The organism is Limnoglobus sp. (assembly GCF_059499385.1).
Window position 1 is genome coordinate 26959 of the sequence record NZ_JCABYM010000070.1, and the last position, 26032, is coordinate 52990.

23 protein-coding genes are annotated in these 26032 nt (G+C 68.3%); 10 read left to right on the top strand and 13 right to left on the bottom strand.

All coding sequences use genetic code 11. The annotated features are described in order from the left end of the window. Window positions 1-82: 82 nt before the first annotated feature. From AC5JJ2_RS13090 to AC5JJ2_RS13110, 5 genes are all read right to left on the bottom strand, one after another. Window positions 83-1933, bottom strand: a complete 1851-nt coding sequence (locus AC5JJ2_RS13090; RefSeq protein WP_495858437.1) for a M28 family peptidase — start codon at window positions 1931-1933, stop codon at window positions 83-85. A gap of 214 nt (window positions 1934-2147) precedes the next feature. Then, window positions 2148-3113, bottom strand: coding sequence for an SMP-30/gluconolactonase/LRE family protein (locus tag AC5JJ2_RS13095; RefSeq protein WP_495858438.1), 966 nt, complete (start codon window positions 3111-3113; stop codon window positions 2148-2150). Between the two features lie 241 nt (window positions 3114-3354). Next, window positions 3355-4683 carry an NAD(P)/FAD-dependent oxidoreductase gene (locus AC5JJ2_RS13100; protein ID WP_495858439.1) on the bottom strand — a complete coding sequence of 443 codons (1329 nt, stop codon included), beginning with the start codon at window positions 4681-4683 and terminating at the stop codon, window positions 3355-3357. Window positions 4684-4724: 41 nt separating this feature from the next. After that, a complete protein-coding gene (locus AC5JJ2_RS13105) occupies window positions 4725-5948 on the bottom strand; it encodes a glycosyltransferase 87 family protein (protein ID WP_495858440.1) in 1224 nt (407 codons plus the stop codon). Further along, complete coding sequence (locus AC5JJ2_RS13110; RefSeq protein WP_495858441.1) at window positions 5948-7147, bottom strand: iron-containing alcohol dehydrogenase; 1200 nt, start codon at window positions 7145-7147, stop codon at window positions 5948-5950. The genes AC5JJ2_RS13105 and AC5JJ2_RS13110 overlap by 1 nt, the downstream gene beginning before the upstream one ends. A 114-nt stretch (window positions 7148-7261) precedes the next feature. Between AC5JJ2_RS13110 and mog the strand changes: the two genes are divergently transcribed. The 6 genes from mog to AC5JJ2_RS13140 all read left to right on the top strand — a co-directional run bounded on the left by mog (window position 7262) and on the right by AC5JJ2_RS13140 (window position 11922). After that, window positions 7262-7786 (top strand): molybdopterin adenylyltransferase, encoded by a 525-nt coding sequence (mog, locus tag AC5JJ2_RS13115; protein ID WP_495858442.1) that lies wholly within the window; start codon window positions 7262-7264, stop codon window positions 7784-7786. Window positions 7787-7862: 76 nt separating this feature from the next. Further along, window positions 7863-9416, top strand: coding sequence for an ABC transporter permease subunit (locus tag AC5JJ2_RS13120; RefSeq protein WP_495858443.1), 1554 nt, complete (start codon window positions 7863-7865; stop codon window positions 9414-9416). Beyond that, a complete protein-coding gene (locus AC5JJ2_RS13125; RefSeq protein WP_495858444.1) occupies window positions 9413-10108 on the top strand; it encodes an amino acid ABC transporter ATP-binding protein in 696 nt (231 codons plus the stop codon). The genes AC5JJ2_RS13120 and AC5JJ2_RS13125 overlap by 4 nt, the downstream gene beginning before the upstream one ends. Continuing rightward, a complete protein-coding gene (locus AC5JJ2_RS13130; RefSeq protein ID WP_495858445.1) occupies window positions 10105-10965 on the top strand; it encodes a menaquinone biosynthesis family protein in 861 nt (286 codons plus the stop codon). The genes AC5JJ2_RS13125 and AC5JJ2_RS13130 overlap by 4 nt, the downstream gene beginning before the upstream one ends. 17 nt (window positions 10966-10982) lie before the next feature. After that, window positions 10983-11204 carry a DUF433 domain-containing protein gene (locus tag AC5JJ2_RS13135; protein WP_495858446.1) on the top strand — a complete coding sequence of 74 codons (222 nt, stop codon included), beginning with the start codon at window positions 10983-10985 and terminating at the stop codon, window positions 11202-11204. Between the two features lie 79 nt (window positions 11205-11283). Continuing rightward, complete coding sequence (locus AC5JJ2_RS13140; RefSeq protein WP_495858447.1) at window positions 11284-11922, top strand: hypothetical protein; 639 nt, start codon at window positions 11284-11286, stop codon at window positions 11920-11922. On the opposite strand, the gene AC5JJ2_RS13145 is transcribed toward AC5JJ2_RS13140, so the two are convergent. Together AC5JJ2_RS13145 and AC5JJ2_RS13150 are read right to left on the bottom strand one after the other, a co-directional pair. Further along, on the bottom strand, window positions 11919-12341 hold the full coding sequence (locus AC5JJ2_RS13145) for a 2Fe-2S iron-sulfur cluster-binding protein (RefSeq protein WP_495858448.1): 423 nt from the start codon (window positions 12339-12341) through the stop codon (window positions 11919-11921). The genes AC5JJ2_RS13140 and AC5JJ2_RS13145 overlap by 4 nt on opposite strands. Window positions 12342-12442: 101 nt before the next feature. Next, window positions 12443-13336 (bottom strand): BON domain-containing protein, encoded by an 894-nt coding sequence (locus AC5JJ2_RS13150; protein WP_495858449.1) that lies wholly within the window; start codon window positions 13334-13336, stop codon window positions 12443-12445. An 89-nt stretch (window positions 13337-13425) separates the two neighbouring features. Between AC5JJ2_RS13150 and AC5JJ2_RS13155 the strand changes: the two genes are divergently transcribed. Next, complete coding sequence (locus tag AC5JJ2_RS13155) at window positions 13426-14562, top strand: Gfo/Idh/MocA family protein (protein WP_495858450.1); 1137 nt, start codon at window positions 13426-13428, stop codon at window positions 14560-14562. A gap of 132 nt (window positions 14563-14694) precedes the next feature. Here the strand turns inward: AC5JJ2_RS13155 and AC5JJ2_RS13160 are convergent, their stop codons facing one another. Beyond that, on the bottom strand, window positions 14695-14850 hold the full coding sequence (locus AC5JJ2_RS13160; protein WP_495858451.1) for a hypothetical protein: 156 nt from the start codon (window positions 14848-14850) through the stop codon (window positions 14695-14697). A gap of 175 nt (window positions 14851-15025) precedes the next feature. Here AC5JJ2_RS13160 and dcuC point away from each other — a divergent pair, with 175 nt between their 5' ends. Next, the gene (gene dcuC, locus AC5JJ2_RS13165; protein WP_495858452.1) at window positions 15026-16342 is read left to right on the top strand and encodes a C4-dicarboxylate transporter DcuC; all 1317 of its coding nucleotides are present in this window, start codon (window positions 15026-15028) and stop codon (window positions 16340-16342) included. Window positions 16343-16433: 91 nt separating this feature from the next. On the opposite strand, the gene AC5JJ2_RS13170 is transcribed toward dcuC, so the two are convergent. After that, complete coding sequence (locus AC5JJ2_RS13170) at window positions 16434-17741, bottom strand: DUF4974 domain-containing protein (protein ID WP_495858453.1); 1308 nt, start codon at window positions 17739-17741, stop codon at window positions 16434-16436. Between the two features lie 326 nt (window positions 17742-18067). Between AC5JJ2_RS13170 and AC5JJ2_RS13175 the strand changes: the two genes are divergently transcribed. Next, window positions 18068-18790: a hypothetical protein gene (locus tag AC5JJ2_RS13175; protein ID WP_495858454.1), complete on the top strand. Its 723-nt coding sequence runs from the start codon at window positions 18068-18070 to the stop codon at window positions 18788-18790. Window positions 18791-18939: 149 nt separating this feature from the next. On the opposite strand, the gene AC5JJ2_RS13180 is transcribed toward AC5JJ2_RS13175, so the two are convergent. The 4 genes from AC5JJ2_RS13180 to AC5JJ2_RS13195 all read right to left on the bottom strand — a co-directional run bounded on the left by AC5JJ2_RS13180 (window position 18940) and on the right by AC5JJ2_RS13195 (window position 24223). Then, on the bottom strand, window positions 18940-21924 hold the full coding sequence (locus tag AC5JJ2_RS13180; protein WP_495858455.1) for an ATP-binding protein: 2985 nt from the start codon (window positions 21922-21924) through the stop codon (window positions 18940-18942). Window positions 21925-21973: 49 nt separating this feature from the next. Beyond that, window positions 21974-22417 carry a carboxypeptidase-like regulatory domain-containing protein gene (locus tag AC5JJ2_RS13185; RefSeq protein ID WP_495858456.1) on the bottom strand — a complete coding sequence of 148 codons (444 nt, stop codon included), beginning with the start codon at window positions 22415-22417 and terminating at the stop codon, window positions 21974-21976. 18 nt (window positions 22418-22435) lie between these two features. Then, complete coding sequence (locus AC5JJ2_RS13190; RefSeq protein ID WP_495858457.1) at window positions 22436-23344, bottom strand: DUF1559 family PulG-like putative transporter; 909 nt, start codon at window positions 23342-23344, stop codon at window positions 22436-22438. 123 nt (window positions 23345-23467) lie between these two features. After that, window positions 23468-24223 (bottom strand): SDR family NAD(P)-dependent oxidoreductase, encoded by a 756-nt coding sequence (locus AC5JJ2_RS13195; protein ID WP_495858458.1) that lies wholly within the window; start codon window positions 24221-24223, stop codon window positions 23468-23470. Between the two features lie 119 nt (window positions 24224-24342). Between AC5JJ2_RS13195 and AC5JJ2_RS13200 the strand changes: the two genes are divergently transcribed. Beyond that, window positions 24343-25830: a sulfatase family protein gene (locus AC5JJ2_RS13200; protein WP_495858459.1), complete on the top strand. Its 1488-nt coding sequence runs from the start codon at window positions 24343-24345 to the stop codon at window positions 25828-25830. Window positions 25831-26032 lie beyond the last annotated feature (202 nt).

A 26032-nucleotide genomic window follows, 5' to 3' on the forward strand; every position in this document is an offset into this window, starting at 1 on the left:
AATGAGCGTGCCGAACGAGTGTAACCCGAGAAATGAAGAACGGCGAGGGTAACCCCGCCGTTCTATCGAATCCAAGAAATATTCACCCGCCCGGCTTCGGCGTGACCTTCAGCGTCTTCTTCTCGTTCTTCCGCGTCACCGTGATCTCGATCTCGACGCCGGCCTTCTGCGCCCCGAGGGCCTTCATGTAGTCGTCGATGTTCTTCACCGGCTTCCCGGCGATGTCGACGATGAAGTCCCCGGCCTTGATCCCACCCGCCTCGGCCGCGCCGCCGGCGATCACGTCCTCGACCAGCACGCCCTTGCCCTCCTCCTCGTAGTTGCCGGGCATCACGCCCAGCCGCGGCATCCGGGCCATCGCCCGCGAGCTGGTGTCCGTCGGGTCGCTCCACCGCCCCTGCGTGACGAGGTAGTTCGGCCGCTCCGGGACGGTCGCCATGTGGACCGCGATCAGCTCGACGAAGTCGACGATCTTCGTCATCCCCACGAGGTTGATTTTGTCCGGCGTGTCGGACGGCCGGTGGTAGTCCTTGTGCGTGCCGGTGTGGGCGAAGATGACCGGGATCTTCTTCTGGTAGAACGACTGGTGGTCGCTCGGCCCGCTGCCGGCCGGCGTCTTCATCAACTTCAGCCCGACCCGGGCGTTCACCGCGTCGCACAGCTTGTCGAACCCGTCGCTCGTGCCGGTCCCGCTGACGACCAGCCGGTGCAGCTTCTTGCCCCCCTCCTCGACCTCCGCCGCCCGGCCGATCATGTCCAGGTTCAGCATGAACGTCGTCTTCTCCAGCGGGACGACCGGCTCCTTGACGTAGTGCAGCGACCCGTACAGCCCCTTCTCCTCGGCCGAGAACGCGACGAACACGATCCGCCGGCCGAACCGGTTCTTCATCTCGCCGAACCGGCGGGCGAGTTCCAGCAGGCCGGTCGTGCCGGAGGCGTTGTCGTCCGCCCCGAAGTGGACTTGCCCCTCCGCCGCCTGCCCGCCGAGGCTGCCCTGGGCGCTCGTCCCGAGGTGGTCGTAGTGCGCGCCGATGACGATCGTCTCGTCCGCCAGCGGGCCGTTGCCGGGAAGGATGCCGACGACGTTCTTGCACGCCACCGGGTCGCGGTTGATCGTGATCTCGGTGGCGATGGTGCAGCCCTTCAGCTCGACCGACTGCGGCTTCATCTCCTTGTCGATGGCCGTCTCGATGTCGTCGAGCTTCTTGTCGTGGGCCGCGAGCAGCTTTTCGAGAACAGCCCGCTTCACATGAAGGACCGGGAACTTGGCCGTCGCGCCGCCGGACCGCCGCAGGTCCATGAGCGTGTCGGTCGGCTTGCCGAACGTCTTGTCGTTGACGAACACGATCCCGGCCGCGCCCTTCTTCTCGGCCAGTTCGGTCTTCGCCGTCAGCGCCGCGACGCCCTCCAGGTCGCCGACGAACGGGCTGTCCTTCTGCTCGGCCTTCGGTGTCTTGCGGAGGACGACGACGACCTTGCCCTTCACGTCCAACCCGGCGTAGTCGTCGTACTTCACCTTGTCCGTGTTCACGGACAGCCCGTACCCGACGAACACGAGGTCGGCGGTCGCCTTCCCGGCGGCGGACGTGCCGAGGACGGTGAACTCGTCGTTGAACTTCAGCTCGGCGTCCTTGTCCTTGACCGCGAGCTTGACCGTGTTCGGCGTGCCGAGGCGGGCGCGGCCGGTGAACGTGAACGGCTGGAAGTAGCCGTCCTTCGTGCCGGGTTCGAGGCCGGCTTCCTTGAACAGCTTCGCGATGTGGTCGGCGGCCTTGTCGATGCCGGGGGAGCCGGTCCCGCGGCCCTTACACTCCTCCCCGGCGAGGTAGAAGATGTCCTTCTTCATCCGTTCGAGGACGGCCTCCGGCGACGCGGCGGAGCTGCCGGCCGCGGTAACGACTACGGCGACGAGCGCGAGAAAGCGGCGAGTCATGAATGAACCACTCGAAGTGGGAATGGGGAAACGGCGGCCGTCGGCCGCGGGGAGGTCATGAGAATTCTATGGGCCGAAGTGTGAGCAAGCTATGAATGGCCCGCAGATGACGCGGACTTCGACGCAGATGAAAAACCGGATCAAAACCAAGAATGGATTTTCGGTCTTATCCTCTTCATCTGCGTCGAAGTCCGCGTCATCTGCGGGCCATTCTTCATTTCGGCCAGACCAGTCGGCCGGCGGTCGTCGTGCGGATGCTGTAGAGCGTGCCGCCGCCGGTGACGTAGAGCGTCTTCTTGTCGTCGCCGCCGAACGCGCAGTTCGTCACCTCGTCCGTCGGCACGGTCAGGAACGCCAGCAACTTCCCCTCCGGGCTGAGGACGTAGATGCCGCCCTTGATGTCCGTCGCCGGTTCCGCCGGCGGGTTCGGCTTGTTCAGCCCGGCCGCGACGTAGAGGCGGCCGTCCACGTCCTGCTTCAACCCGTCCGGGCCGCGGCCTTGTTGCCAGTCGTAGAGCAGCTTCTGACTCTTCGCGTCCACCGTGCCGTCCGGCTTCAGGTCGAACCGCCAGAGCTTCCGCGCGCCGCCCTCGCCGTTGTTGTTGTCCGCGACGAACAGGAACTTGTCGTCCGCCGACACGAGGACGCCGTTGGCCCGCTCGACCTCGCGGCCGATCACGCGGCTCACCTTGCCGTCCGGGTCGAGTCGGTAGACGCCCTCGACGGTCTTGCCGGCGGCATCGAACTGCTCCATCCCGTCGCGGGGACCGTACCGCGGGTCGGAGAAGTAGATGCGGTCCTTCGAGTCGATGGTCAGGTCGTTCGTGTGGTTGTACTTCCTCCCGTTGAAGCTGTCGGTGAGGACTGTGACTTTGCCGTCGGTGTCGGTGCGGGTTAGGCGTTTCAGCTTCGGCTCGCACGCGACGAGGCGGCCCTCGCGGTCCCAGAGGAGGCCGTTCGTCCCGGCGTTCTCGCGGAAGATCATCGACTTGCCGTCCGGCGTGAGCCGGTAGACGTGGCCGTTGCCGCTGGAGAAGACGCCGAGCGTCGGATGCCACGCCGGGCCTTCGCCGCCGGACCCGTTGGCGGCCTCGACCTTGAGCTTCGCGTTCGGCTCGAAGATCGGCTCGTCGGCCAGCGACGGGGCAGCGAGGAGGAGAAGCAGAGAGAGGATTCGCATGGATTTCTCCGTCATATAGCCCCCGGCTTGCCGGGGGGCGGTTTCGAGTCTTCGAGAAACCGCGTGGGCCTTCCCGCGTCCGGGACGTTACTTCCCGCGCGGCGAGGTTATCGCGGGCGGGAAGGCGTTCCTCCCGCGAGGACGTTCCGCCCGTCGCAGGCAGTTCCCTGCGGGAGGCAGGTGGTGCGGGTTCTCGCAAAGCCTCGAACCCGCACGGTGGGCAGAGCCACACCGCTATCTGTCAGCCTCTGACTGTTGGATGGTTCTCCACCGGCATCCCGGTAATCAGCCGGGCCGCGCGGTTGCGGGTCACGTAGTTGAACACCCACTGGAACACCACCAGGAACCGGTTCTCGAACCGGGCCAGGTACAGGATGTGGACGAACAGCCACCCCAGCCACGCGATGAACCCGCTCAGCCGGATGCGGCCGCTCTCCAAAACGGCCCGCGCCCGGCCGATGGTCGCCATGCTCCCCTTGTCCCAGTAGCTGAACGCCGCCCGCGGCGTCTTGCCCCGCACCCGGCGGTCGATCACGTCGGCCGCGTAGTCGCCCTGCTGCATCGCCACCGGCGCGACGCCCGGCAGTGGCTTGCCGGCCGCGTCCTTCAGGCTCATCATGTCGCCGAGGATGAAGCACTCCGGGTGGCCGGGGATCGTGCAGTCCGGGGCGACGCTCACCCGGCCGCCGCGGTCCACGGCCGCCGCCGCGCCGAGCGCGTCCACCAGCTTCTTCCCCAACCCGGACGCCTTCACGCCGGCCGCCCACACGACCGTCCTCGTGTCCACCCGTCGAACGTCGTTCCCCTTGTCGAAGCTGATTTCCACGAAATCCGGCGTCACCGTCGTGACGTGGCAGTCGAGCCAAATCTCCACGCCGAGCTTGCCGAGCGCCTCGGCCGCCCGCTGCGACAGTTTCTCGTGGAACGTCGGAATCACCCGCGGCTGCCCCTCGACCAGCAGCACCCGGCAGGTCGTCGGGTCGATGGCGCGGAAGTCGTTCTTCATCGTCAGGTGCGCGAGTTCCGCAATCGCCCCGGCCATCTCCACGCCGGTCGGCCCGCCGCCGACGATCACGAACGTCATCAACTGCTTCCGCTTCACGGGATCGGGTTCCCGCTCCGCGGCCTCGAACGCGGATAGGACGTTCCGCCGAATTTCGGTTGCGTCCTCGATGGTCTTCAGCCCCGGCGCGATCGGCTCCCACTCCGCGTCCTTGCCGAAGTAGTGGTGCGTCGAGCCGGCCGCGACGACGAGCGTGTCGTACCCGAGCCGCGAGCCGTCGTTAAAAATGACTTCCTTCTTCGGGCCGTCGAAGCCGACGACCTCGCCGAGCCAGACGCGGGCGTTCTTCTGCCGCTTCAGGATGCCGCGGAGCGGGGCGGCGATGTTCGCCGGGGACAGCCCGCCGGTCGCGACCTGGTAAAGGAGCGGCTGGAAGAGGTGGAAGTTGCGACGGTCCACGAGCGTGACATCGACCGGCGAGCGGCGGAGGCCCTGGGCGCAGTACAGGCCGGCGAACCCGCCGCCGATGATGACGACGCGGTGCCGCGGGGGTTCGGGGGTCGCCATGAAGCAGTCTCTCGCGGAGCGGACGAGAGGCTATCCTACGGCTACGCCTTCGTCGGTGAAGCGGGCCGCACGGCCAGCCACAGCAGCAGGACGGCGGGCGTCACGCCGATGAAGTAGTGGATCGGCATGTGGAACACGCCGGTGAGGAGTTGCACGACCCACGGCGAGAAGACGGCCGCGAGCGTGAGCAGAACGAGGCCGCCGAACCAGACCGGCCGTCGCCAACTGCGGTCTTCGACGAGTTCGACGGTTCGAGCGATGACCGGGACGAGCAGGACGACGAGGTCGAAAATCCACGCGCCGTAAGGCGTCGTCAGCACGGACGCGAAGATCAACCCCGGAGCCTCGGCGGGCCAGTTCCAACCGGCCCGCTTCCCCCACCAGTACGCGACGACGGCGGCGGCCGTCAGCAGCATCGGGACGAACTGCACGCGGAATGACTCCGGCGCGAGCCACTCGCGGAGCCAGTAGCTGACGAGCGGCTGGGCGTAGTTCTTTGGCGAGATGTGCAGCCCGGTCGGCGACTCCCACCCGGCCCCGGCGTAGTGCGCGTACACGGCCGGGTTCATCAGGTAAGCCGCGACAGCCGCCGCTGCGAGGGCGACCGCCCCGACAGCGACAGCGATGCGGGTTCGCTTCGACACAACGGCATCGAGGATCAGCACGAGGCCGACGGCGAACAGCAGGTGCGGCTTGATCGCCGTCAGCGCGACGAACAGCCCGGCGGGGATGGGGCGATCCTGTTTATGGAAGTAAAGAAACCCGGCGAGGCCGAGCAGGACGAGGCCGCCGATCTGCCCCCACCAGAAGATGAACACCGACGGCGCGAAGCCGAGCGTGACCAGCCACGCGACCCAGATGAGCTTCGGCGGCCCGGCGTACACCTTCCACAGCCAAGTCCCGGCGAGGAGCAGCGCGGCGAGCTGCACGAGCAGGAACAGGACGTGGCCGACGGCCGCCGGGAGGACGCCGAGCGGCGTGACGAGGGCGAGCACCCACGGCGGGTTCCACATCATCGTGACGTGTTCGACCTCGGCCTTCAGCGCCTCTTCCTGATACGGCTTCAGCGTGGCCGGGTCGTAAGGGTTGCCGCCCGCGAGGTTCGCCTTCGCCGCCGACCAGTACTCGACGAAGTCCTTCATCGGCAGCGACGTGGGATCGTCCGCGACCTTCAAGACGCTCCACCCCAGGCCGGCGGCGACGGCGAGGACGCCGACGACCACGACCCACGGCCGCGTCTTGGGTTGTTCGGGGTCGGTCGTCATCAGTACGCCGCCCGGTAGACGGCCAGGATTTCGTCCCGCGTCGGCAGCCGGGGGTTCACCCGCATCAGCCGCGAGATCGCGGCGGCCTTGTCCGCGAACCCCGGCAGCATCTCGGCCGTCACGCCGAGGTCGCGGAGCCGGGGCGGGATGCCCACGTCGGCGCACAGCTTCGCCACGACCTCGATCGCGTAGTTCGCCAGGAACGTCTTGTCCGCGGACGCCGGGTACTCGCCGAGGATGAACGGCAGCTTAGCGAACACGTCCATCCGCGCCGACAGGTTGAACCGCATGACGTGCGGCAAAAGCAGCCCGTTCCCGGCCCCGTGCGAGACGTGGACGGCCCCGCCGACCGGGTACTCCATCGCGTGGACGAGCGCCACGCCGGCGTTCGAGAACGCCAGCCCGCCGAACGTCGCGGCCAGGGCCATGCCGTCGCGGGCCTCCAGGTCGTTGCCGTCCTTCACCGCCCGCTTTAAAAACTGGCCGACGAGTTCGATGCACTTCGCGGCCGTGAGGTCGGCCATCGGGTTCTTGCCCTGATAGACGGACGGGCCGCCCGGCCGCGTCAGGAACTCGGCCTGATCGACGGCCGTGATCGCCTCGATGGCGTGGACGAGCGCGTCGATGCCGGAGTCGGCCGTCACCTTCGCCGGGCACGTCACCGTCAGCAGCGGGTCCACGACCGCGACCTTCGGCCGCAGGTGCTGGCTGAGGCTGCTCACCTTGATGTGGTTCGCGGTGTCCGTGAACACGGCTGCGGCGGAAACCTCGCTGCCGGTCCCGGCCGTCGTCGGCACACAGATGATGGGCGTTACCGGACCTGGGACGCGGGAGTCGCCGGTGTATTCGGTCGGGTCGCCGCCGTGCGCCAGCACGATGGCGACGAGCTTCGCCAGGTCCATGTTGCTGCCGCCGCCGAGGCCGAGGACGGCGTCCGGCCGCACGAGTCGCGCCCCGGCCGCGGCCGTCTTCACGACCTCCAGCGCCGGCTCCGGTTGCCCGCCGTCGAAGACTTCGACCTCGACGCCGGCGGCCGTCAGCGGCTCCGTCACGCGGTCGAGCGTGCCAGCTTTCACGAGCACCCCGTCGGTGACGACGAGGATTCGTTTGTAGTTCCACGACTTCGCGATGTCGCCGAGCTTCAGGACCGACTGCCGGCCGAAGACGAGCGACCCGGCCGAGTGGAAGTTCCAGATCATGTTTGCAACGCGGAGTTCGGATCGCGGATCTCGGAATGAAGAATAGAATACGCCCCGCGGTCGTGTTTCCGGTTTTCACTCCGCGTTCCGAATTCCGCGCTCCGAGTTTGAACCATGATTCGCGTCGGCGTCCTCACGATTTCGGATCGCGCGAGCCAGGGGGTCTACGAAGACCTGAGCGGTCCGGCGATCGTTGCGTGCTTGAAAGAGGTGCTGAGTTGCGAGTGGGAGCCGGTGGTCCGCGTCATCCCGGACGAGCGGCCGCTGATCGAATCGACACTGAAGGAGCTGTGCGACGCGGAAGGCTGCTGCCTGGTGGTGACGACCGGCGGGACCGGCCCGGCGAGGCGGGACGTGACGCCGGAGGCGACCGAGGCGGTGTGCGAGAAGATGATGCCCGGCTTCGGCGAGCTGATGCGGGCGGTGTCGCTCAAGGTCGTGCCGACGGCGATCCTGTCGCGGCAGACGGCCGGCATTCGCGGGAAGTCGCTGATCGTGAACTTGCCCGGCAAGCCGTCGGCGATCCGCGACTGCCTGACGGCGGTGATGCCGGCGATCCCCTACTGCGTGGACCTGATCGACGGCTCGTACCTGACCACGAACGAGGCCGTGGTGAAGGCGTTCCGGCCGAAGAAGTGACCCATTTTGCATTTTTCATTTCGCATTTTGAATTGTTCCGATATTGATTCTTCATTCGCGCCGAGGGTTCCCCACGTTGAACAAGTTCGCGCTGGCGTTCCTACTACTCCTACCGGCGACCGCGCTCGCACAAGACAAGAAACCGTTCCGCTGGGGGACCGACCCGACCGGCGGCGCGCCGTTCGTCTACCAGGACGAGGACGGCAAGTACGTCGGGTTCGAGGTCGAACTGGCCGCGTACCTGGCGAAGAAGCTCGACCGCGAGCCGAAGATGGTCGCCGGCGACTGGTCGAACCTGCCGCAGCAGCTCGACAAGTCGCCGGACGTGGAGGGCGGCATCGACGTGGTGCTGAACGGGTACGAGTTGCAAGAGGACCTGGCCGGGAAGTACGCGGCGACGCGGCCGTACTATGTCTTCCGCGTCGTGCTGATGGCCCGGAAGGACAACGCCGCCGTCCGCGGGTGGAGCGACCTGTACAAGCGGGGCGAAGACCGAAAGACCGTCGGCGTGCTCGGCGGCACGGTCGCCCAGCAACACCTGGAGAAGACGTTCGGCTCGGACATCGACCTGAAGTCGAACCCGGACGTGGCGAACGTCATCAAGCTCGTCAACGACAAGCGGCTGGACGCGACCGTGCAGGACAGCCCGGCCGCGACGCACTTCCTGAAGGAGTACCCGGAACTGGCGGCCGTGGGCGAACCCGTGCGGCCGGGGTTCTACGTCCTTTACTGCCGGAAGACCGACGGGGAATTGGTCGCGAAACTCGACGCCGCGATCTCGGACGGGATCAAAGACGGCACGCTCCAGAAGATTTACTACAAGTACGGCCTCTGGACCGAGGATCAGGAACGGCTGCTCTACTGGCAAACGCAGCCCTGGCCGCCGCCATTCAAGGGGGCGCAAGAAGAGGAAAACGACGAGAAGAAGGAAGCCACCAACCCGCTCCCGCGGTTGACCCGCGAACTCGTCGAGGCGGCGTGGGTCACGGTCAAGCTGTCGTTTCTGTCGTTCCCGGTCGCAATGGCCGTCGGGTTGATCGTCGGCGTCGGCCGCGTCTACGGCCCCGGTTGGGTCCGCGTCCCGTTCACGGTCTACGTGGAGGTGATTCGCGGCACGCCGTTGCTTCTCCAATTGTTCATCATCTACTACCTCATCCCGGACCTGATGCTGCGGTCCGGCGTCTCGACGCTCGAAGTACTCGCGCGAAACCTCACGCCGATGTTCGCCGGCGTCCTCGGCCTCGCGATCAACTACTCCGCCTACGAGGCCGAGAACTACCGCGCCGGGCTGCTCGCGATTCCCCGCGGCCAGATGGAGGCGGCCCAGGCGCTCGGCATGTCCCGGCTCGCGGCGATCTGGCACGTCGTCGTCCCGCAGGCGATCCGCATCGTCATCCCGCCGGTGACGAACGACTTCATCGCGCTGTTCAAGGACACGTCGGCGTGCTCGATCATCCTCGTGGTGGAACTGACCCGGAAGTACAACGAGCTGTTCAACTTCAACCGCACGCTGATCGTGGAACTCGCGTTCCTCACGGCCGGGCTGTACCTCCTCATGAGCTACCCGCTGTCGGTCGTGGCCCGCCACCTCGAACGCCGGCTGGCCGGGGCGAAAGGCGGCCACCCGTGATTACCGTCACCAACGTCACGAAGTTCCACGGCCCGGCCCGCATCCTCAACGGTGTGTCGCTGGCCGTCAACAAGGGCGAAGTCACCGCCCTCGTCGGGCCGTCCGGCGGCGGGAAGAGTACGCTCTTGCGGTGCATCAACGGGCTGGAGACGTTCCAGTCCGGCGAGATCGATGTGGCCGGAACGAAACTCGTCGGCGGCCCGGCGCACGACTCGAAACAACTCCAAAAGCTCCGCCGCGTCGTCGGGATGGTGTTCCAGCAGTTCCACCTGTTCCCGCACATGACGGCCCTCGAGAACGTCATGAGCGGCCCGCTGTACGTCCTGAAACAAGGGCGGGCGGAGGCGGAAGCGGTCGCCCGCAAGCTGCTCGACCGCGTCGGGCTGAAGGAGAAGGCCGACGCGCGGCCGGCGAACCTGTCCGGCGGGCAACAGCAGCGTGTTGCGATCGCCCGGACACTTGCGGTTAGGCCGTTAGCGATCCTGTTCGACGAGCCGACCAGCGCCCTTGACCCGCAGATGGCGAAGGAAGTGCTGGCCGTGATGCGGGACCTGGCGGCCGACGGGCAGACGATGATCGTGGTGACGCACGACATGGACTTCGCCGAGCAGGCGACCGTCGTTCACCTGATGAAGGCCGGCGAGATCGTGCAATCCGGCCCGCCGGCCGAAATCCTGAAGGACCACCGATGACCACCCAACTCATCCGCGTTGGCCACTCCCCGGACCCGGACGACGCGTTCATGTTCCACGCCCTGGCGAACGACAAGGTTCCGACCGGAAACTTCCGGTTCACCCACGAACTGCAAGACATCGAGACGCTGAACCGCCGGGCGCTGAAGGGCGAACTCGAAGTCACGGCCGTGAGCATCCACGCCTATGCGTACCTGCTGGACAAGTACGCCCTGCTGCCGAGCGGGTGCAGCATGGGCGACAAGTACGGCCCGATGGTGGTGGCGAAGAAGCCGCTCACGCTCGCCGACCTGCCGACGACAAGGATCGCCGTCCCCGGCACGATGACGACGGCGTTCCTGACGCTGCAACTCTTGCTCGAAGACCTGAAGTCGGGCGCGGCTAAGCAGCTTCAGTACGAGGTCGTGCCGTTCGACCAGATTCTGGACCACGTCGCGGCCGGGAAGGCGGACGCCGGCCTCATCATCCACGAGGGGCAGCTCACGTTCCAGAACCAGGGGCTGAAGTTGGTCGTGGACCTCGGCGTCTGGTGGCAGGAGAAGACGGGGCTGCCGCTGCCGCTCGGGGGGAACGTCGTCCGCCGCGACCTCGGCGACGCGACCATCCGCGAGGTGAGCCGGCTACTGAAGGAGAGCATCCAGTACGGCCTCCAGCACCGCAAGGAGGCGCTGGCCCACGCGCTGAACTACGCCCGCGACATGGATTCGACGTTGGCGGACAAGTTCGTGGGGATGTACGTCAACGACTGGACGCTCGACTACGGCCCCCGCGGCCGGGAGGCGGTGCGGAAGCTGCTCGCGGAAGGCCACCGGGCGGGGCTGATCCCGAACCCGGTGGACGTGCAATTCGTGGAGTGAGCGGGTATCATTCACACATGGACTACCACGACCTCATCACCGTCGATCCGGTCCGCCGAGGCGGGAAGCCGTGTGTCGTCGGGACGCGCATCGCGGTTTACGACGTGCTGGACTACCTAGCCGAGGGTATGACCCCGGACGAGATTCTGCATGATTTTCCGCAGTTGACCGCCGAGCACATCCGGGCCTGCCTGGCGTTCGCGGCCGACCGCGAGCGGCTGCTGGCGGGGCCGGCATGAAACTCCTGTTCGACGAGGACGTGTCGCACCACCTGCCCACCTTGTTGGCCGAATCCGAAACCGCGTCGGAGTTCGCACGATGCCGTTCGTTTCGTACGCGCGTGTGGACGACGTAGTCAAGAAGCACAAGCTCACGTACATCCAGGGGCCGGTCCTGCCGCCGGACCCGACGGCCCCGCCGTTCGGCGACTACTTCCGCGAGGAGTTAGCGTTCAACCTGCGGAAGCTGCCGATCGGCCGCTCGGAAGTCGGCGCGGGCGAGGTACTGCTGTTTCCCATTTTGCGGGAAGTGTGGAAGCCGTACTCGGACGAACTCGCCCTGTTCACGCACGAGGGGCTGACGTTCGACGACGACCTGACCGGCGTGCCGGATTACTTCGTGTGTAAGGTGTCCGAGTACGGGCAAACGATCCCGGACGTGCCGTACCTGTTGGTCGCGGAGGCGAAGTTGGACGACTTCGAGCGGGCGTGGGGCCAGTGCTCGGCGGCGATGCTCGCGGCCCAGCGGCTGAACCAGGCCCCGGACGTGCCGGTATACGGCCTGGCGACGAACGGCGGGTCGTGGCAGTTCGGGATGCTGCTCGGCCGCGAGTTGACCGTGGACCCGAACGCCACGTCGCTCTCGAACCTCGACACGCTTTGCCAACGGTTGCACGCGACGCTGCGGGCCGTGCGAACGGTGGCCGTCGGGTACGCGGGACGGGCCGCCGTCGGCTAGTGGTGCCCTTCCTTCACCGCGTTGCGGTTCCACTTCGGGACGATCACCAGCAGGTCCTTCGTCCCGTTCGGCACGCACTGGCAGCTCAGCCGCGACTCCGGCGTCACCGCCGGGGCGGAGTCCAGCATGTCCTCCTCGTCGTCCGTGGACGCGGAACACGTCTCCAACCCCTGGGCCACATAGACGTGGCACGTCGAGCAGGCGCACACGCCGCCGCAGGAGTGGTTGATCTCCACCCCCGCCCCCTCCGCGATGTCGAGCAGGCTGCCTTCCAACCCGTGGTCGCCGAACGGGATGTCGGCCGGGTTCACCGGCACGTCGATCTTCTCGCCCGTCTCCTCGAGCTGGAACGTGACCTTGAACGGCCGCTGCGGTTTCTGGGTCTTCGCCGCCTGGATGTAGGGGTTGACGCCGCCCATCGCGTGTGTGACCTCGGTGCGAAAGTCGTGATACCGCCATTGTACGCAAAACGAACGAAGCCCGGCCGTTCGCGGCCGGGCTTCGCGAGTCGCGGAGCGGATCAATACTTGAGTTCGTTCTTCACCGTCCGCACGCCGGGGGTCAGCCGGACCATGCCCTCGACGGTTTGCGCCTCTTCCTGGTCCTTCACCGTGCCGCGGAGGACGACGGTGTTGCCGTCCATGCTCAGGGCGATGCCGCGGGGGTTGGCGATCATGCTGGACCGGTCGATCATGCCGCGGAGGTCGGCCTGCACCTGCGGCGTGTTCATCTGCGGGACCGGCATCCGCACGGTCATCGTGTAGCTGACCGGCCGCGGCAGCGGGATGACGGCGTTCCCCTGCTGCTGGTTCGTGCCGCCGAGGCCGCCGAGCTGCCCCGTCCGCCCGCCGAACTGCCCGGTCGTCCCCGTGCGACCGCCGAACTGGCCCGTGGTTCCACCGAACTGCCCGGTCGTTCCGCCGAAGCCCGTCGTCCCGCCGGCCCGCCCGCCCGTGCCGAGGCCCGTCACGCTGGTGTTCCCGCCGGTCCGACCGGTCGCCCCGCCGCCGGTCCCGCCCGTGCCGGTCGCCCCCGTCCGGCCCGTGTTCAGCCCGGACGCGCCGACCGCCCGGCCGGTCCCGCCGCCGCCGGTCCCGGTCAGCGCGGACCCGAACCCGCCGGGGCCGTCCTGTCCGGTGGCCCCGGCCCGGCCCTGGTAGAACGGGTTCGCGTAAAACTGGCTGAAGGCGTTCGTCGAGTTGAGCGTCGAACCGGATGTGGTCGCGTTCGCGATCTGCGGGGCCGACTGCATCTGTTGAATCTCGAACGAGCTGGCCGACCCGGTTTGCAGCCCGGAGATGCCGCCGCCCGTGCTACCCCCGGTTCCCGTGCCGCCCCCCCCCGTGGTCTGGGCGAACCCGGCGGACGCGGAAAGGCAGGCAACGGCGGCGGCTAGCAGGTAGCGGGTGCGCATGGTATCCCCTCGAACGTGGTCTGTCCTGATAGTATCGTCTCTGCGGGGCCGGGAGTTCAGAAAGTTCGATGAGAGTTCGGGAGTTTCTCATGGCGTCGTTCGGGGCGGCCGTCGTCGGCACGGGGTTCATCGGGCCGGTTCACGTCGAGGCGCTGCGGCGGCTCGGCATCCCGGTCGTCGGCGTCCTCGGGTCGTCGCACGGGAAGTCGAGGGCCGCGGCGATGGCGATGGGGCTGGAGAAGGGGTACGCCTCCTTCGACGAACTGCTCGCCGACCCGGCCGTGCAGGTCGTGCACCTAGCGTCGCCGAACCTCGCGCACTTCGACCAGTGCCGCCGGGCGATCGCGGCCGGCAAACACGTCGTCTGCGAGAAGCCGCTGGCGATGACCTCATCGGAGACGGCGGAACTGGTGAAGCTGGCGGCCGCGTCGCCGGTCGTCACGGCCGTGAACTACAACGTGCGGTTCTACCCGCTGGTCCTCGAAGCCCGCGAGCGGGTCATCTCCGGGCAGGTCGGCGACGTGTTCCACGTCACCGGCAGCTACCTCCAAGATTGGCTACTGTTCCCGGACGACTTCAACTGGCGGGTGCAGGCCGAGCACGGCGGGCCGTTGCGGGCCGTTGCGGACATCGGCACGCACTGGCTCGACACGGTCTGCTTCATCACCGGGCTGGAAATCGAGGCCGTGTGCGCCGACCTGCGGACCGTCCACCCGATCCGGCAGCGGCCGACCGGCGGGAGCGAGACGTTCACGAACGCCGCCAAGACCGGCGGCGATCCGGTCCCCATCGACACGGAGGATTACGGCAGCATCCTGCTCCGCTTCCGCGGCGGGGCGAAGGGTTGCCTGACCGTGTCGCAGGTGACGGCCGGGCGGAAGAACTGCCTGCGGTTCGACGTGGCCGGTTCTCAGTCGGCGCTGGCGTGGGACTCGGAAGACCCGAACGTGCTGCACGTCGGCCACCGGGCGAAGCCGAACGAGGCGCTGATTCGCGACCCGGCGCTGATGGCGGCCGCCGTCGGGCCGTTCGCAAACTACCCCGGTGGCCACGCCGAGGGGTTCCCGGACACGTTCAAGCAACTCTACCGGGCGGTGTACGCGGACATCGCGAACGGGAAGTCGGATCGGCCGCTGTACGCGACGTTCGCGGACGGCCATCGGGAGGTGCGAATCTGCGAGGCGATCCTGGCGAGCAACGGCGAGGCGCGGTGGGTAACGGTGTGAACGGTTTGCCCGGAGAGGTCGGCTCCTGGGACCGCGGGCGTCCCGCCCGCCCACCTTCCCGATTCGAGGACCCGTCTTAAGCGGCTGGGGCCGGAGCGGGCGGGACGCCCGCGGTCCCAGGACCGAAACCATCTACTTCCCCGGAACCACGGCCGGCGGCGTTGGGGCGGTCACCGTCACCGCGGGCTTCACCGGTTCCTTCGGCGGCTCCTTCGGGAAGCTGAACACGGCGACGCCGACCACGGCCAACACGCCGGCCACCAACCCGAGTTTCGATTCGTCCGACATGGCTCGTTCCCCCGACTCTACGCGGATTATTGCGGGGGATACTGCAACCCGCAGGGCCACTTGAGGCCAATCGCGGAAAATCCGTTGGACGCCGCTCCGAGAGAAACGGAAAATACGGCCCTTCGATTCGACCGATCATCCCGGTACAGACTACCACCCTCCGACGGGCCGACGCATGGGACCGCTCCAGTGGGCTTCGCTCCTCGTCATCGCCCTCGCGGTCGCGGCCATCGTCCGCGGCTGGGACGTGCGTCTCGTGCTGGGCGTGTCGGCCCTCACGCTCGGCACGTTCGCCGGCGACCCGTCGCCGGTCGTCCGCACGTTCCTGGAAACGTTTAGCAGCGAGAAGTTCGTCGTGCCGATCTGCTGCGCGATGGGGTTCGGGTTCGTCCTCCGGCAAACCGGCTGCGACCAGCACCTCGTCCGCCTCTTGATGAAGCCGATCCGCCGGGTGAGGTTCCTGCTCATCCCCGGCGTCATCCTCGTGGCGTTCACGGTGAACATCCCGATCGTCAGCCAGACGAGCGTGGCCGTGTGCGTCGGGCCGGTCGTGATCCCGCTGCTGCGTGCGGCCGGGTTCTCGGCCGTGACGATCGCCTCGTGCCTGTGCCTCGGTGCGTCCGTCGGGGGCGAACTGCTCAATCCCGGCGCGCCGGAGTTGCTGACGATCCGCGCGAAAACTGGGATCGAGACAATGCGGCTGTCCCGCGAGTTCATCCCGCCGCTGCTCGTGCCGTACCTGGCCGTGGCGACGCTCGTGTTCTGGGCGCAAACGATCTGGCTCGACCGGCGGGAAGCGACGACCGAGCCGCAGCCGGAGACGCCGACCGAGCCGGTCAACCTGTTGAAGGCCGCCGTCCCGCTCGTGCCGCTGGTGCTCTTGTTCAGCACCGGGCCGCCGCTGAACCTGATCGAGGTTCCGCAGCACTGGATCGCGGCGACGAAGGAATCGTTCAGCAGCCGCCTCGTCGGGCTGGCGATGCTCGTCGGCGTCGCGCTCGCGCTGGTCGTCTCGCCGAAGCACGTGAAGGACGGGGCGAAGACGTTCTTCGAGGGGGCGGGGTACGGGTTCACACACGTCATCAGCCTGATCGTGACCGGGGCGTGCTTCGCGGAAGGGCTGCGGCTCTGCGGGCTGGCCGCGGCGCTCGGGCATCTCATCGCCGAGCTGCCGGGGATGCTCGTGCCGTTGGCGGCGGTCGTCCCGGCGGCGTTCGGGTTCGTCAGCGGGTCCGGGATCGCGAGCACGAAGGGGCTGTACGAGTTCTTCCACGCCCCGGCGGAGGCGGTCGGCCAAGACCCGAACGCGGTGGGGGCGGTGGTGTGCGTGGCGTCGGCGGCCGGGCGGACGATGTCGCCGGTCGCGGCCGTGGTGCTGATGTGCGGCACGCTGACCGGGGCGAAGCCGTTCGAGATCGTGAAGCGGGTCGCCCCGCCGCTGATCGCGGGGCTAGTCGTGGCAGTGACGTTGCGGATGTTGGGAATCGTCTAAACCGGCGAGCCGAGCGGCGTAAGCCGCCGGGTAAGGGTTCAGCCCACTCACCCGGCGGCTTACGCCGCTCGGCTCGCCGTTGATCGGCCGACTACTTCTTCGGCGGGCTGGCGCTCAGGCTGCTGCCCATCATCGCGTGGACCTCGGTGGACGCCTTCACCACCACGGACAGGCTCGCCATGTGGAACGTCACGCTGCACGCCCCGCCGTTGTCCTTCCACGCCCGCGGGTCGATCGAGTCCTTGATCGCCTTCACGATGTTCTCCGCGTTCTGCACCGCCTGCTGGTAGCTCGCCACCGGGCCGAACTGGATCGCGTTGCCGAACGGCCCCGTTCCCATCACCAGGTCGCCGAGGTAGTACGACCGCGTCGTCAGCTCCCGCTCGGCCCGCTCCAGCGTCACCACCTGGATCATCTCCCCCTTCACGATGAACGTGAGCTGGTTGCTCTGCAAGATCGCCCGCAGCGCCGTCCGCGCGTTGACGTTCCCCTTGAAGCTGATCCCCCGCGTCAGGTCGAGGCCGGCGTCCTTCAGCGACTGCTTGTCGATGAAGATTTCCTGGTTCATCTTGTTCGACAGGTCTTGCAGCGCCTCCTCGAACGGCCGGTCCTGGAAGTTCACGCTCACCGCCGTGTCGAGCGACTTGAGGATGCCCTCTTCCTTCTCGGAGAGTTGCAGCTTGTCCCGCTTCTTGCGGAACTCGGAGAGCTTCCGCCACTCGGCCGCGTCCATGAACTGGATGTCGCCGGTCGCGGGCGTGGCGGACGCGATCACGTCGCGCGAGTTCTTCAGCATCGCGTCGGCGTACCGCTTGGTGAAGTTCGCGTCGGCCCGGATTTGCTCGGCCGTGTAGCTCTGCATCCCGGCCGCGTCGAGGAACGGGTTCCGCGGGTACTTCACCATCAGCCCGGCGATCGTTCGGCGGGCCTCGTCGTTCCGCCCGGCGTCCTTCAGGTCCGCGTATTTCTTCAGCCCCTCCGCGACCTCCTTCGCCTCCGTCAGGTCGTCCTCGTACTTCTGCCGGACGCCCTTCTTCACCTCCGCCGCCTTCGGATCGACGTTCGGCCGCGTGCCCGCGTCCTTTGGCTGGTAGGCCGCCAGTTTCGCCTCCAACTTCTTCGTCAACTCGTCCCGCTTCGTCGAACCGATCCCCACAGAGATGTCGAGGCTCGTCTGCGCGGCCTTCAAGATGTTGACGGCCTTCGTCGTGGACACCTTCGCGTACTTCTCGGCGTCGGCGATGGCCGTGTCCACCTCGTTCGCCGCCTTCTGCTCGGCGAGGGCCTGCGTCAGTTGCGCCTTCTCCGCCGGTTGTTGCGCGAGTGCCGGTCCGGCGAGGGCTGCCGACAGGACCGACGCGGACGCGAAACGCCGAATCTCAGATCGCAGGCTGGCCATGATGTCCCTCATTCCGCGGAGCGTTCAGCCCATTATCGGCCGGGGGGTGTCACAGTTCCAACGTACCCGACGGCGGCCGCGTTTGCCACAATCGCGCCGCGATTGCAGCCGGCACGACCGGCACGCCCGACTTCCGAAGTCCGGCTTCGACTTCGGAAGTCGATGCGGTCGAGAGGGCGAATGCCGATACCCCGAACGCCGCCGCGCGGGACCGACTTCCGAAGTCGAAGCCGGACTTCGGAAGTCAGGGTTCACGTTGACCACACCGCCGGGTCGGGTTATGACCGTCCGGCCGAAAATCCGGCAGGGCCGCCGGAGGACCACCCATGCGACGACGACTGCGTTCGATCCTGTTGACCGTCGGCCTGCTCGCGCTCGTGTTCGGCGTCGTCGGCGGGGCGCTCGGCAGCGTGCTCAAGCAGGAGCCGGAGTTCTACCTCCGCCTGTCCGAATCCCCGGCGTGGGAGACCAGCGAGCGGGCGTCCGCTCTGCTCACCCGCGTACAGGACTTGAAGAACGACATCCGCGCGAAGGCCGACTGGTCCGGCACGTTCCGCGGGGACGACCTGAACGCCTTCTGCCAGGAGAACCTGACCCCCGGCACGGCCTACGCGAACCTGCTGCCGAAGGGGTTCCACTCGCCGCGGGTGGTGATCGACGGCGACCGCGTGAAGCTCGGCCTGCGGTACGGCGACGGGTTCTGGAGCACCGTGCTCTGGGTCGAGATGAAGGCGTGGCTGGTGAAGAACGACACGAACGTGATCGCCGTCGAGCTGTGCGGGCTGAAGGCCGGGAACCTGTCGATCGGCTGCCAGACGCTGCTCGACTCGCTGTCCGAGGCGGCGCACGAGTCGAACATCGAGGTGACGTGGTATCGGCGGGACGGGAACCCGGTCGGGCTGTTCCGGTTCTACGCGGACCAGCTCCGGCCGACGACGCAGATTCACACGTTCAAGATCGACGACGGGAAGGTCGCCGTGGCCGGCCGCACGCGGCTGGAAACCGTGCCGGCGACCGTACCGGGGCTGAACCCGCTGACGGGCGATTGAGCCGGCGTCGGGCGAATAACCTGACTTCCGAAGTCCGGCTTCGACTTCGGAAGTCGGTCCCGCGCGGCGGCGTTCGGGGTATCGGCATTGCCCCCGTCGCATCGACTTCCGAAGTCGAAGCCGGACTTCGGAAGTCAGGCCCACGATCGTTACGCCGGCAGCGGCCGGACGGCGTCCGCCTCCAGCGCCTCGCGGACGCAAGTGACCAGCTCCTGCGGGCGGTACGGCTTCTTCAAGTACCCCGCGATCTTCTTCGTCTCGTCCGCCTCGAGCTGCTCGGACGCGTACCCGCTGGCGAAAATCACGCGGGCGTTCGGGTGCGATTGCACGATCTCCCGGAAGGCGTCCTGCCCGGACAACACCGGCATCGTCAGGTCGAGGACCGCCAGGTCGATGTGTGCCCCCTCCTCGGCGAACGCCCGGACGGCCTGCTTGCCGTCCGCCGCCTCCAGCACGTTGTACCCGTGCTGGCGGAGAACCATCGCGGCCATCCGGCGGACGATGTCCTCGTCGTCGGCCAGCAGGATCGTCGCCGTGCCCGTCGCCGGGGCCGGGGCCGCGGCCGGGACGATCAGGTCGGTCGCCGGTTGATTCGTCTGCGGGAAGTACAGGTCGAACCGCGTGCCGACGCCGACCTGGCTGTCGCACTCGATCCACCCGTTGTGCCCCTGCACGATCCCGAACACCATCGCCAACCCGAGGCCGGTCCCCTTGCCGACTTCCTTCGTCGTGAAGAACGGGTCGAACATCTTCGACATCGTCTCCGGCGTCATCCCGCCGCCGTCGTCCTGGACGCTGAGGCGGACGTACTTCCCCTCCGGCCGGTCGTGGCCGGCCCGGTCCGCCCCCCCGTCCACGTTCGCGGCCCGGACGCGGACGCACCCCGGCCCGTTGATCGCGTCGCGGGCGTTGATGCACAGGTTCATGAGTACCTGATTCATCTGGTTCGGGTCGGCCTCGATCAACCCCAGGTCGGCGGGCAACTCCGCTTCCAGCCGCACCCGCGGGTCGATCGTCCGGCGGAGCAAGGACACCACCTCGCCGACGACGGACCCGAGGTTGAGGACCTGCCAGTCGAGATGGTGCTGCCGGGCGAACCCGAGCAGCCGATTCGTCAAGGACGACGCGCGGTCTGCGGCGCACTGGGCGGCGTCGAGCATTTCGACAACCGGGTTCTGGGCGGACAGTTTCAGCCGGGCGAGTTCGAGGTTCCCGACGATGGCGGTGAGGAGGTTGTTGAAGTCGTGGGCGATGCCGCCGGCGAGCTGGCCGAGGGCGTCGAGCTTGCCGGTCTGCCGGAGGCGGGCTTCCATCGCCCGCTCGTCGGTCACGTCCCAGCTCATGCCCAACACGCCGACGCGGCCGCCGACGGCGTCGAGCAGCGGCGTCAGGACGCGGCGGACGGTCCGCGGTTGGCCGTCGATGGATACCTCTTCCTCGCTCTCCGCCGACCCGTGCTCCAGGACGCGGCCGTCAACGTCGGCCCACCGCGCCGCGAACAGGGGGGCGACCTCGGCGTCCGTCCGGCCGACGAGGTCGGCCTCCGGCCGGCCGACGAGCTTGCAGTACGACGGGTTCGCGGCCATGTACCGGCCGTCGCCGTCCTTGAGGAAGACGCCGTGCCGGAGGTTGTCGATCAGCGACCGGGACCGGGCCTCGCTCAGTCGCAAGGCGGCCTCCGCCGTCACCCGCTCGCGGACCTCCCGCTCCAACGCCGCCGCCCGGCGGCGGGCCGTTTGCGCGAGGTAAATCGCGAGGGCCAACAGGGTCACGAGGCTGACGCCGGCGACGAGCACCAGCCCGGCGACCGGGAGACTTTCGCGGTCCAGCACGACCGACGTGGGCCACTGTCGGACCTCCCAGTTCAGGCCGGTCAGCTGCGTCTTGTGGTGGACGGCGAACGCGCGGCCGGTCGGCCCCTCGGACCCGCCGCGGACGTACAGTACGTCCGGCCCGTCGCGGACTTCCAGCGCGTACCCTGTCGCGACGGTGTGCGGGAACACGGCGTCCAGGAACGGCCGGGTGAACGTCACCGCCACCAGCCCGCCGGCGGCCGGGTCGTCCGACCGGATCGGGCAGTAGAAGAGGAGCACCCAGTTCCCGTCCCACTTCGACCGGGGCGGCCGCACGACCGCCGGCTGCCCCTGCCGCACGGCGGCCGCGAGCGCCGCCCCGCCGAGCGCGTCGAGCGTCGTCGGCAGCGGGTGGCGGGCGTCGGGTTCGACCCACCGCAGCCGGCCGTCGGCGTACAACCGGGCGAGGCCGTAGACCCCGTGTCGGTTCCCCACGTACAGGGAAAGGTCGTCCTGCCCGAGGGCCGCCTCCCCCTTGTTCCTCACCTTGCCGGCCGACTCCGACAGCCGGTACGCGCAGTCTTCGAGCGCCTTTTGGATGAGCATGTGCGTCTCGGCCGCGTCGAACTGCACGAGCCGATGGAGCCGCTCGTTCTCCTTGGATTCCAGCGCGAGCCAGAGGATGACGGTCAGGAGCAGCCCGCCGACCCACACGCCGCCGGCGAGGACGTACCGGATCGGCAGCGCCGGGTACGTCGCCCGGACGCCGGCGACGAGCGCGGCCGCCCCGCCGGCCAGCGTCCCGACGCACAGCAAGAGCGGCGGGCCGAGCTGGTTCGGCGGGCCGAGGAACAGCGGGGAGTTCACCAACTGCGCGACCGTGCCGAACGCCACGCCGATACCGAGGACGACGAGCAGCCAGTCCCCGGCCGGCCCGCGGCCGGGGCGGGCGGTCAGCCACAGGCCGACGCCGCCGAGGACGAACCCGACGGCCGCGAGCCAGTGGACGCCGGTGGCCGGAACCGCGGGCAACAGCGGGTCGGCGGGGAACGCCCACGTAGCCAGGGCCGGGCCGAACGACATCGCGCCCGCAGCCAACGCCCCGATGCCGCCGAGGGTGACTGCGATGGCCGCCGCGGCCGCCCCGCGGCGGCGGTCGCAGGCCGCCAACAGCAGCCCGCCGCCCCACGCGGTCAGCAGGAGCGCGGGGTTGTAGTGGAACGGTTGCAGTTGCGTGTGGAACTGGATGAACGGCTGACACGCCGTCGCCCACGCCGCGACGGTCCCGGCCCCGAGCAGAACGAGGAACCCGCCGCACGCCGCCAACACGAGTCGAAACATGGGAGTCTGAAACCCGAAAAGCCAAACCGGTCCCGGCCCGCCGCGGCGGTCAGCGGGTTAGTGTGATGTCGAACGTGGTCTCGCCGCGGCCGACGGTGACGGCCAGGCCGGACTCCTCCGGCACGCCGTACCGGTCCGGGATCGGCGGGACCGGGGCCGGCGGCGGGCCTTCCGTCGGACCCTTCGGCCCGTTCACGGCGGCCGGGGCCCGCGACCCGACGTTGAAGTTGTACGGCACGGCCGTGTGCGACTTCACCGTCACCCGCAGGTCGCCCGGCGGGACGTTCGCGATGGCGTACCGGCCGTCCGCGCCGATCAGCCCGGTGTACAGCTTCTCGCCGGGGCCGAACATCACGACGGACCCGCCGTTCAGCGGTTTCCCGTTGTAGACCACCCGGCCGGACACGGTGCTCGCCGCCGGCCGACACCCGCCCAGGGCGAGGACGGCGGCGACGAGGCCGAGGGCCGTGGATCGGCGGAAGGTTGGAAACATGGGCGTGGGCCTACGAGGTCAGAGGGCGTCGGAGGGAAGGATTTCGCCGCCGCGCGGCGTTTGCAGGTACCACCAGGTGTACAGCGTCATCCCCGCGGACAGGTGGCGGACGCTGCCGTCGGCCATGCCGGCGTGGATGCCGCCGGGGTGCGGGGACGACGCCAGCGTCGGGTCGCACGACCCGTTGAACGGCGTCGGCCGGACCTGGAACTTCGAGCCGGGGCCGATGCTGTACCCGTTCCACGAGATCGCGTAGCCGGGGTGGTTCGGGAACAACATGCTCCCGGACGTGAGGTAGTACCCCCAGAAGTTCCCGCCGACCGGGTAGCTGGCATTGGAACACTGGGCGTACTTCTCGCTCATCAACACCGTGGACGACGTGCCGTCGGTGATGTCCGCCGGGAGGCGGCTCGAGTGGTCCGGCGTGATCATCCGGCCCTCGGCGTCCACCCGCAGCACGACCTGCGCGTTGACCGCGTAGGTGGCCACGCCCCACAGGTTGCCGACGGTGTCCGCGGCGACGCCGCCGGCCGGGGCGCTCGGGTCGGACGGGCAGACCATGCCGGGAATCGGCTTCGCGAACGTCTGGTTGTGGCCGACGAAGTACCGCCCGGCCGCGTAGGATCCGGCGTAGACGTTCTGCTGTTCGACGAACGGCAGCAGGTGGAAGAAGTAATCGCCGTAGGCCCCCGGACCGGGGTAGCTCCCGATCCCGGCGGGGAGCTTGTCGTGCGTGGCGTTGGCGCTGTGTGACGCGAGGACCAGCTGCTTGAGGTTGTTACTACACCGGACGTGGTTCGCCGCCTCCCGGACCTTCTGGACGGCCGGGAGCAGCAACCCGATGAGGATCGCGATGATCGCGATCACGACCAACAACTCGATGAGGGTAAACCCCGGACGGCCGCGAGCGGCTCGAACCGAACCCATGGGCGGGGGCTCCAGTGCGAGGGAAACGGTGACTCGAATGAATCATCGAGTTCCGTGTCCAATTTTTGCCGGGTTCGTCCGAGTTCGCGAGCATTGTCGGGGAAAATCCCTACGACCGCCCGTTTACAGCCGAATCCCACCGGACACGTCGAGCCACGTGCCGGTCACCCACCGGGCGTCGTCGGTCGCCAGGAACGCGGCCGCGTCCGCGATGTCCTCGCTCTCGCCGATCCGGCGGAGTGCCGTCAGCGCGATCTCTTGCTTCTCCTCCTCCTTCGTCTTGCCGCTCTTCTCGCTGTTCATGTCCGTCCGCGTCGATCCGGGGGCCAACACGTTCACGCGAATCCCCCGCGGCCCCAGCTCGGCGGCCAGCACGCGGGTCATCACGTCGATCGCCCCCTTCGTCGCGGTGTAGACGACCGCGCCGGGGTACGCCATGCGGCTGATCGCGCTGCCGACGTTGATGATGCTGCCGCCGGCGGTCATCAGCTCGGCCGCGTGCTTGCAGCAGAGCAGGTAGCCGCGGACGTTCACGTTGAAGTGCGCGTCGATGTTTTCGGCCGTCACGTCCGGCAGGAACGTCCGCTGCATGATGGCGGCGTTGTTCACCAGGATGTCGAGCTTGCCGAACGCCTTCACGGCCGCCGCGAACAGCATCGGAATCTCGGCCGGCTCGCCCATGTTCGCCTTCACGGCGATGGCCTCGCCGCCGGCGGATTTGATCTGCGCGACGACGGCGTTCGCCTCGTCCGCGCTGCGGGAGTAGTTGACGACGACCTTCGCCCCGTCTTGGGCGAACCGGACGGCGATGGCCGCCCCGATGCCGCGGGCCGACCCGGTGATGACCGCCACCTTCCCCGCGAGCCGCTTGTCGGACATGTCCAACCCCCAATACGGATGCCGGCGGGTCGCGCGTCAACCCGCGATGGGGTCATGGTAGGGACGGCCGCGGCGGTTTCACTAAACCACCACCCTCACCTTCTCCCCGAGGGCCGGTCATGCCGTACCTGCGATTCCTCCTCGCGCTCGCGTTCGCCAGTTCCTCCGCCGCCGCCGCCGACAAGCCGAACGTCGTCGTCATCCTCGCCGACGACATAGGGTACGGCGACCTGTCGTGCTACGGCGCGACGAAGATTCACACGCCGAACCTGGACAAGCTCGCGGCCGCCGGGACGAAGTTCCTGGACGCGCACAGCCCGGCCGCCGTCTGCACGCCGACGCGGTACTCGCTGCTCACCGGGCAGTACTCGTTCCGCCACCGGCCGGGGGCGAGCATCCTCTCCGGCGTCGCCCCGCTCGCGATCCCACTCGACCGGATGACGATCCCGAAGCTGATGAAACAGGCCGGGTACGCCACGGGTGTCGTCGGCAAGTGGCACTTGGGGTTGGGCGAGACGGAGCCGGATTACAACGCGGAGATCAAGCCGGGGCCGCGGGAGGTCGGGTTCGACTACTCGTTCCTCATCCCGGCGACCGGCGACCGGACGCCGTGCGTGTACGTCGAGAACGGCCGCGTCGTCGGCCTCGACCCGAACGACCCGATCCGGGTGGACTACAAGCAGAAGGTCGGCACCGAGCCGACTGGGAAAGAGAACCCGGACCTGCTGTTCAACCAGAAGCCGAGCCACGGGCACGACATGACGATCGTGAACGGCATCAGCCGGATCGGGTGGATGACCGGCGGCAAGGCGGCCCGGTGGAAGGACGAGGACATGGCCGACACGATCACCGCGAAGGCGGTGAAGTTCATCGACGAGAACAAGGCGAAGCCGTTCTTCCTCTACTTCGCGACGCACGACGCGCACGTCCCGCGGGTCCCGCACAAGCGGTTCCGCGGCAAGAGCCAGCACGGCCTCCGCGGCGACGCGATTGAGGAACTCGACTGGTGCGTCGGCGAGATCATGAAGAAGCTCGACGAGTTGAAGCTGGCCGACGACACGCTCGTCGTCTTCACCAGCGACAACGGCGGCGTCATGGACGACGGGTACGTGGACGGCACGCAGAACGATATGAGCGGCCACAAGTGCAACGGGGCGCTCCGCGGGTTCAAGGGCGGCAACTACGAGGGCGGCCACCGCGTCCCGTTCCTCGCGCGTTACCCCGGCAAGGTCCCGGCCGGCGCGGAGTCGAAGGCTTTGATCTGCCACGTCGATCTCTTCGCGACGTGCGCCGCGGCCACCGGGCAGAAGTTGGACGCCGACGCCGGGCCGGACAGCTTCGACCAGTGGCCGACGCTGCAAGGGAAGGGGACCGGCCGCACGGAACTGCTGACGCAGGCCGGGAACTTCCAGGCCCACGCGCTGCGGCAAGGGCCGTGGAAGCTGATCGTGCCGGCGGGCAAGATGAAGGGCGGGCCGGAGCTGTACAACCTCGCCGACGACCCGGCGGAGGCGAAGAACGTGGCGGCCGCGAACGCGGACCGGGTGAAGGAGATGACGGCCGCTCTGGAGGCGGTCCGCAAAGGTCTGAAGACGCGACGGGATTGAGCGGGCGGCCGCGGCTCTAGTTGTTTGTGCCTTTGTTCCCTCCCCCCTTGGGGGGGAGGGTTAGGGAGGGGGGTAGCCTCCCTCCCTCCGCGGCGTTCGCGTCCGAGGCGGGTAGCTCGGGGGGGGGGCGGCCCGCCCCCCCCCCCCCCCCCCGGCCCCGCGCCCCCGCCCCACCAACCCCCCGCCCGGGGCGGGGGGGGCG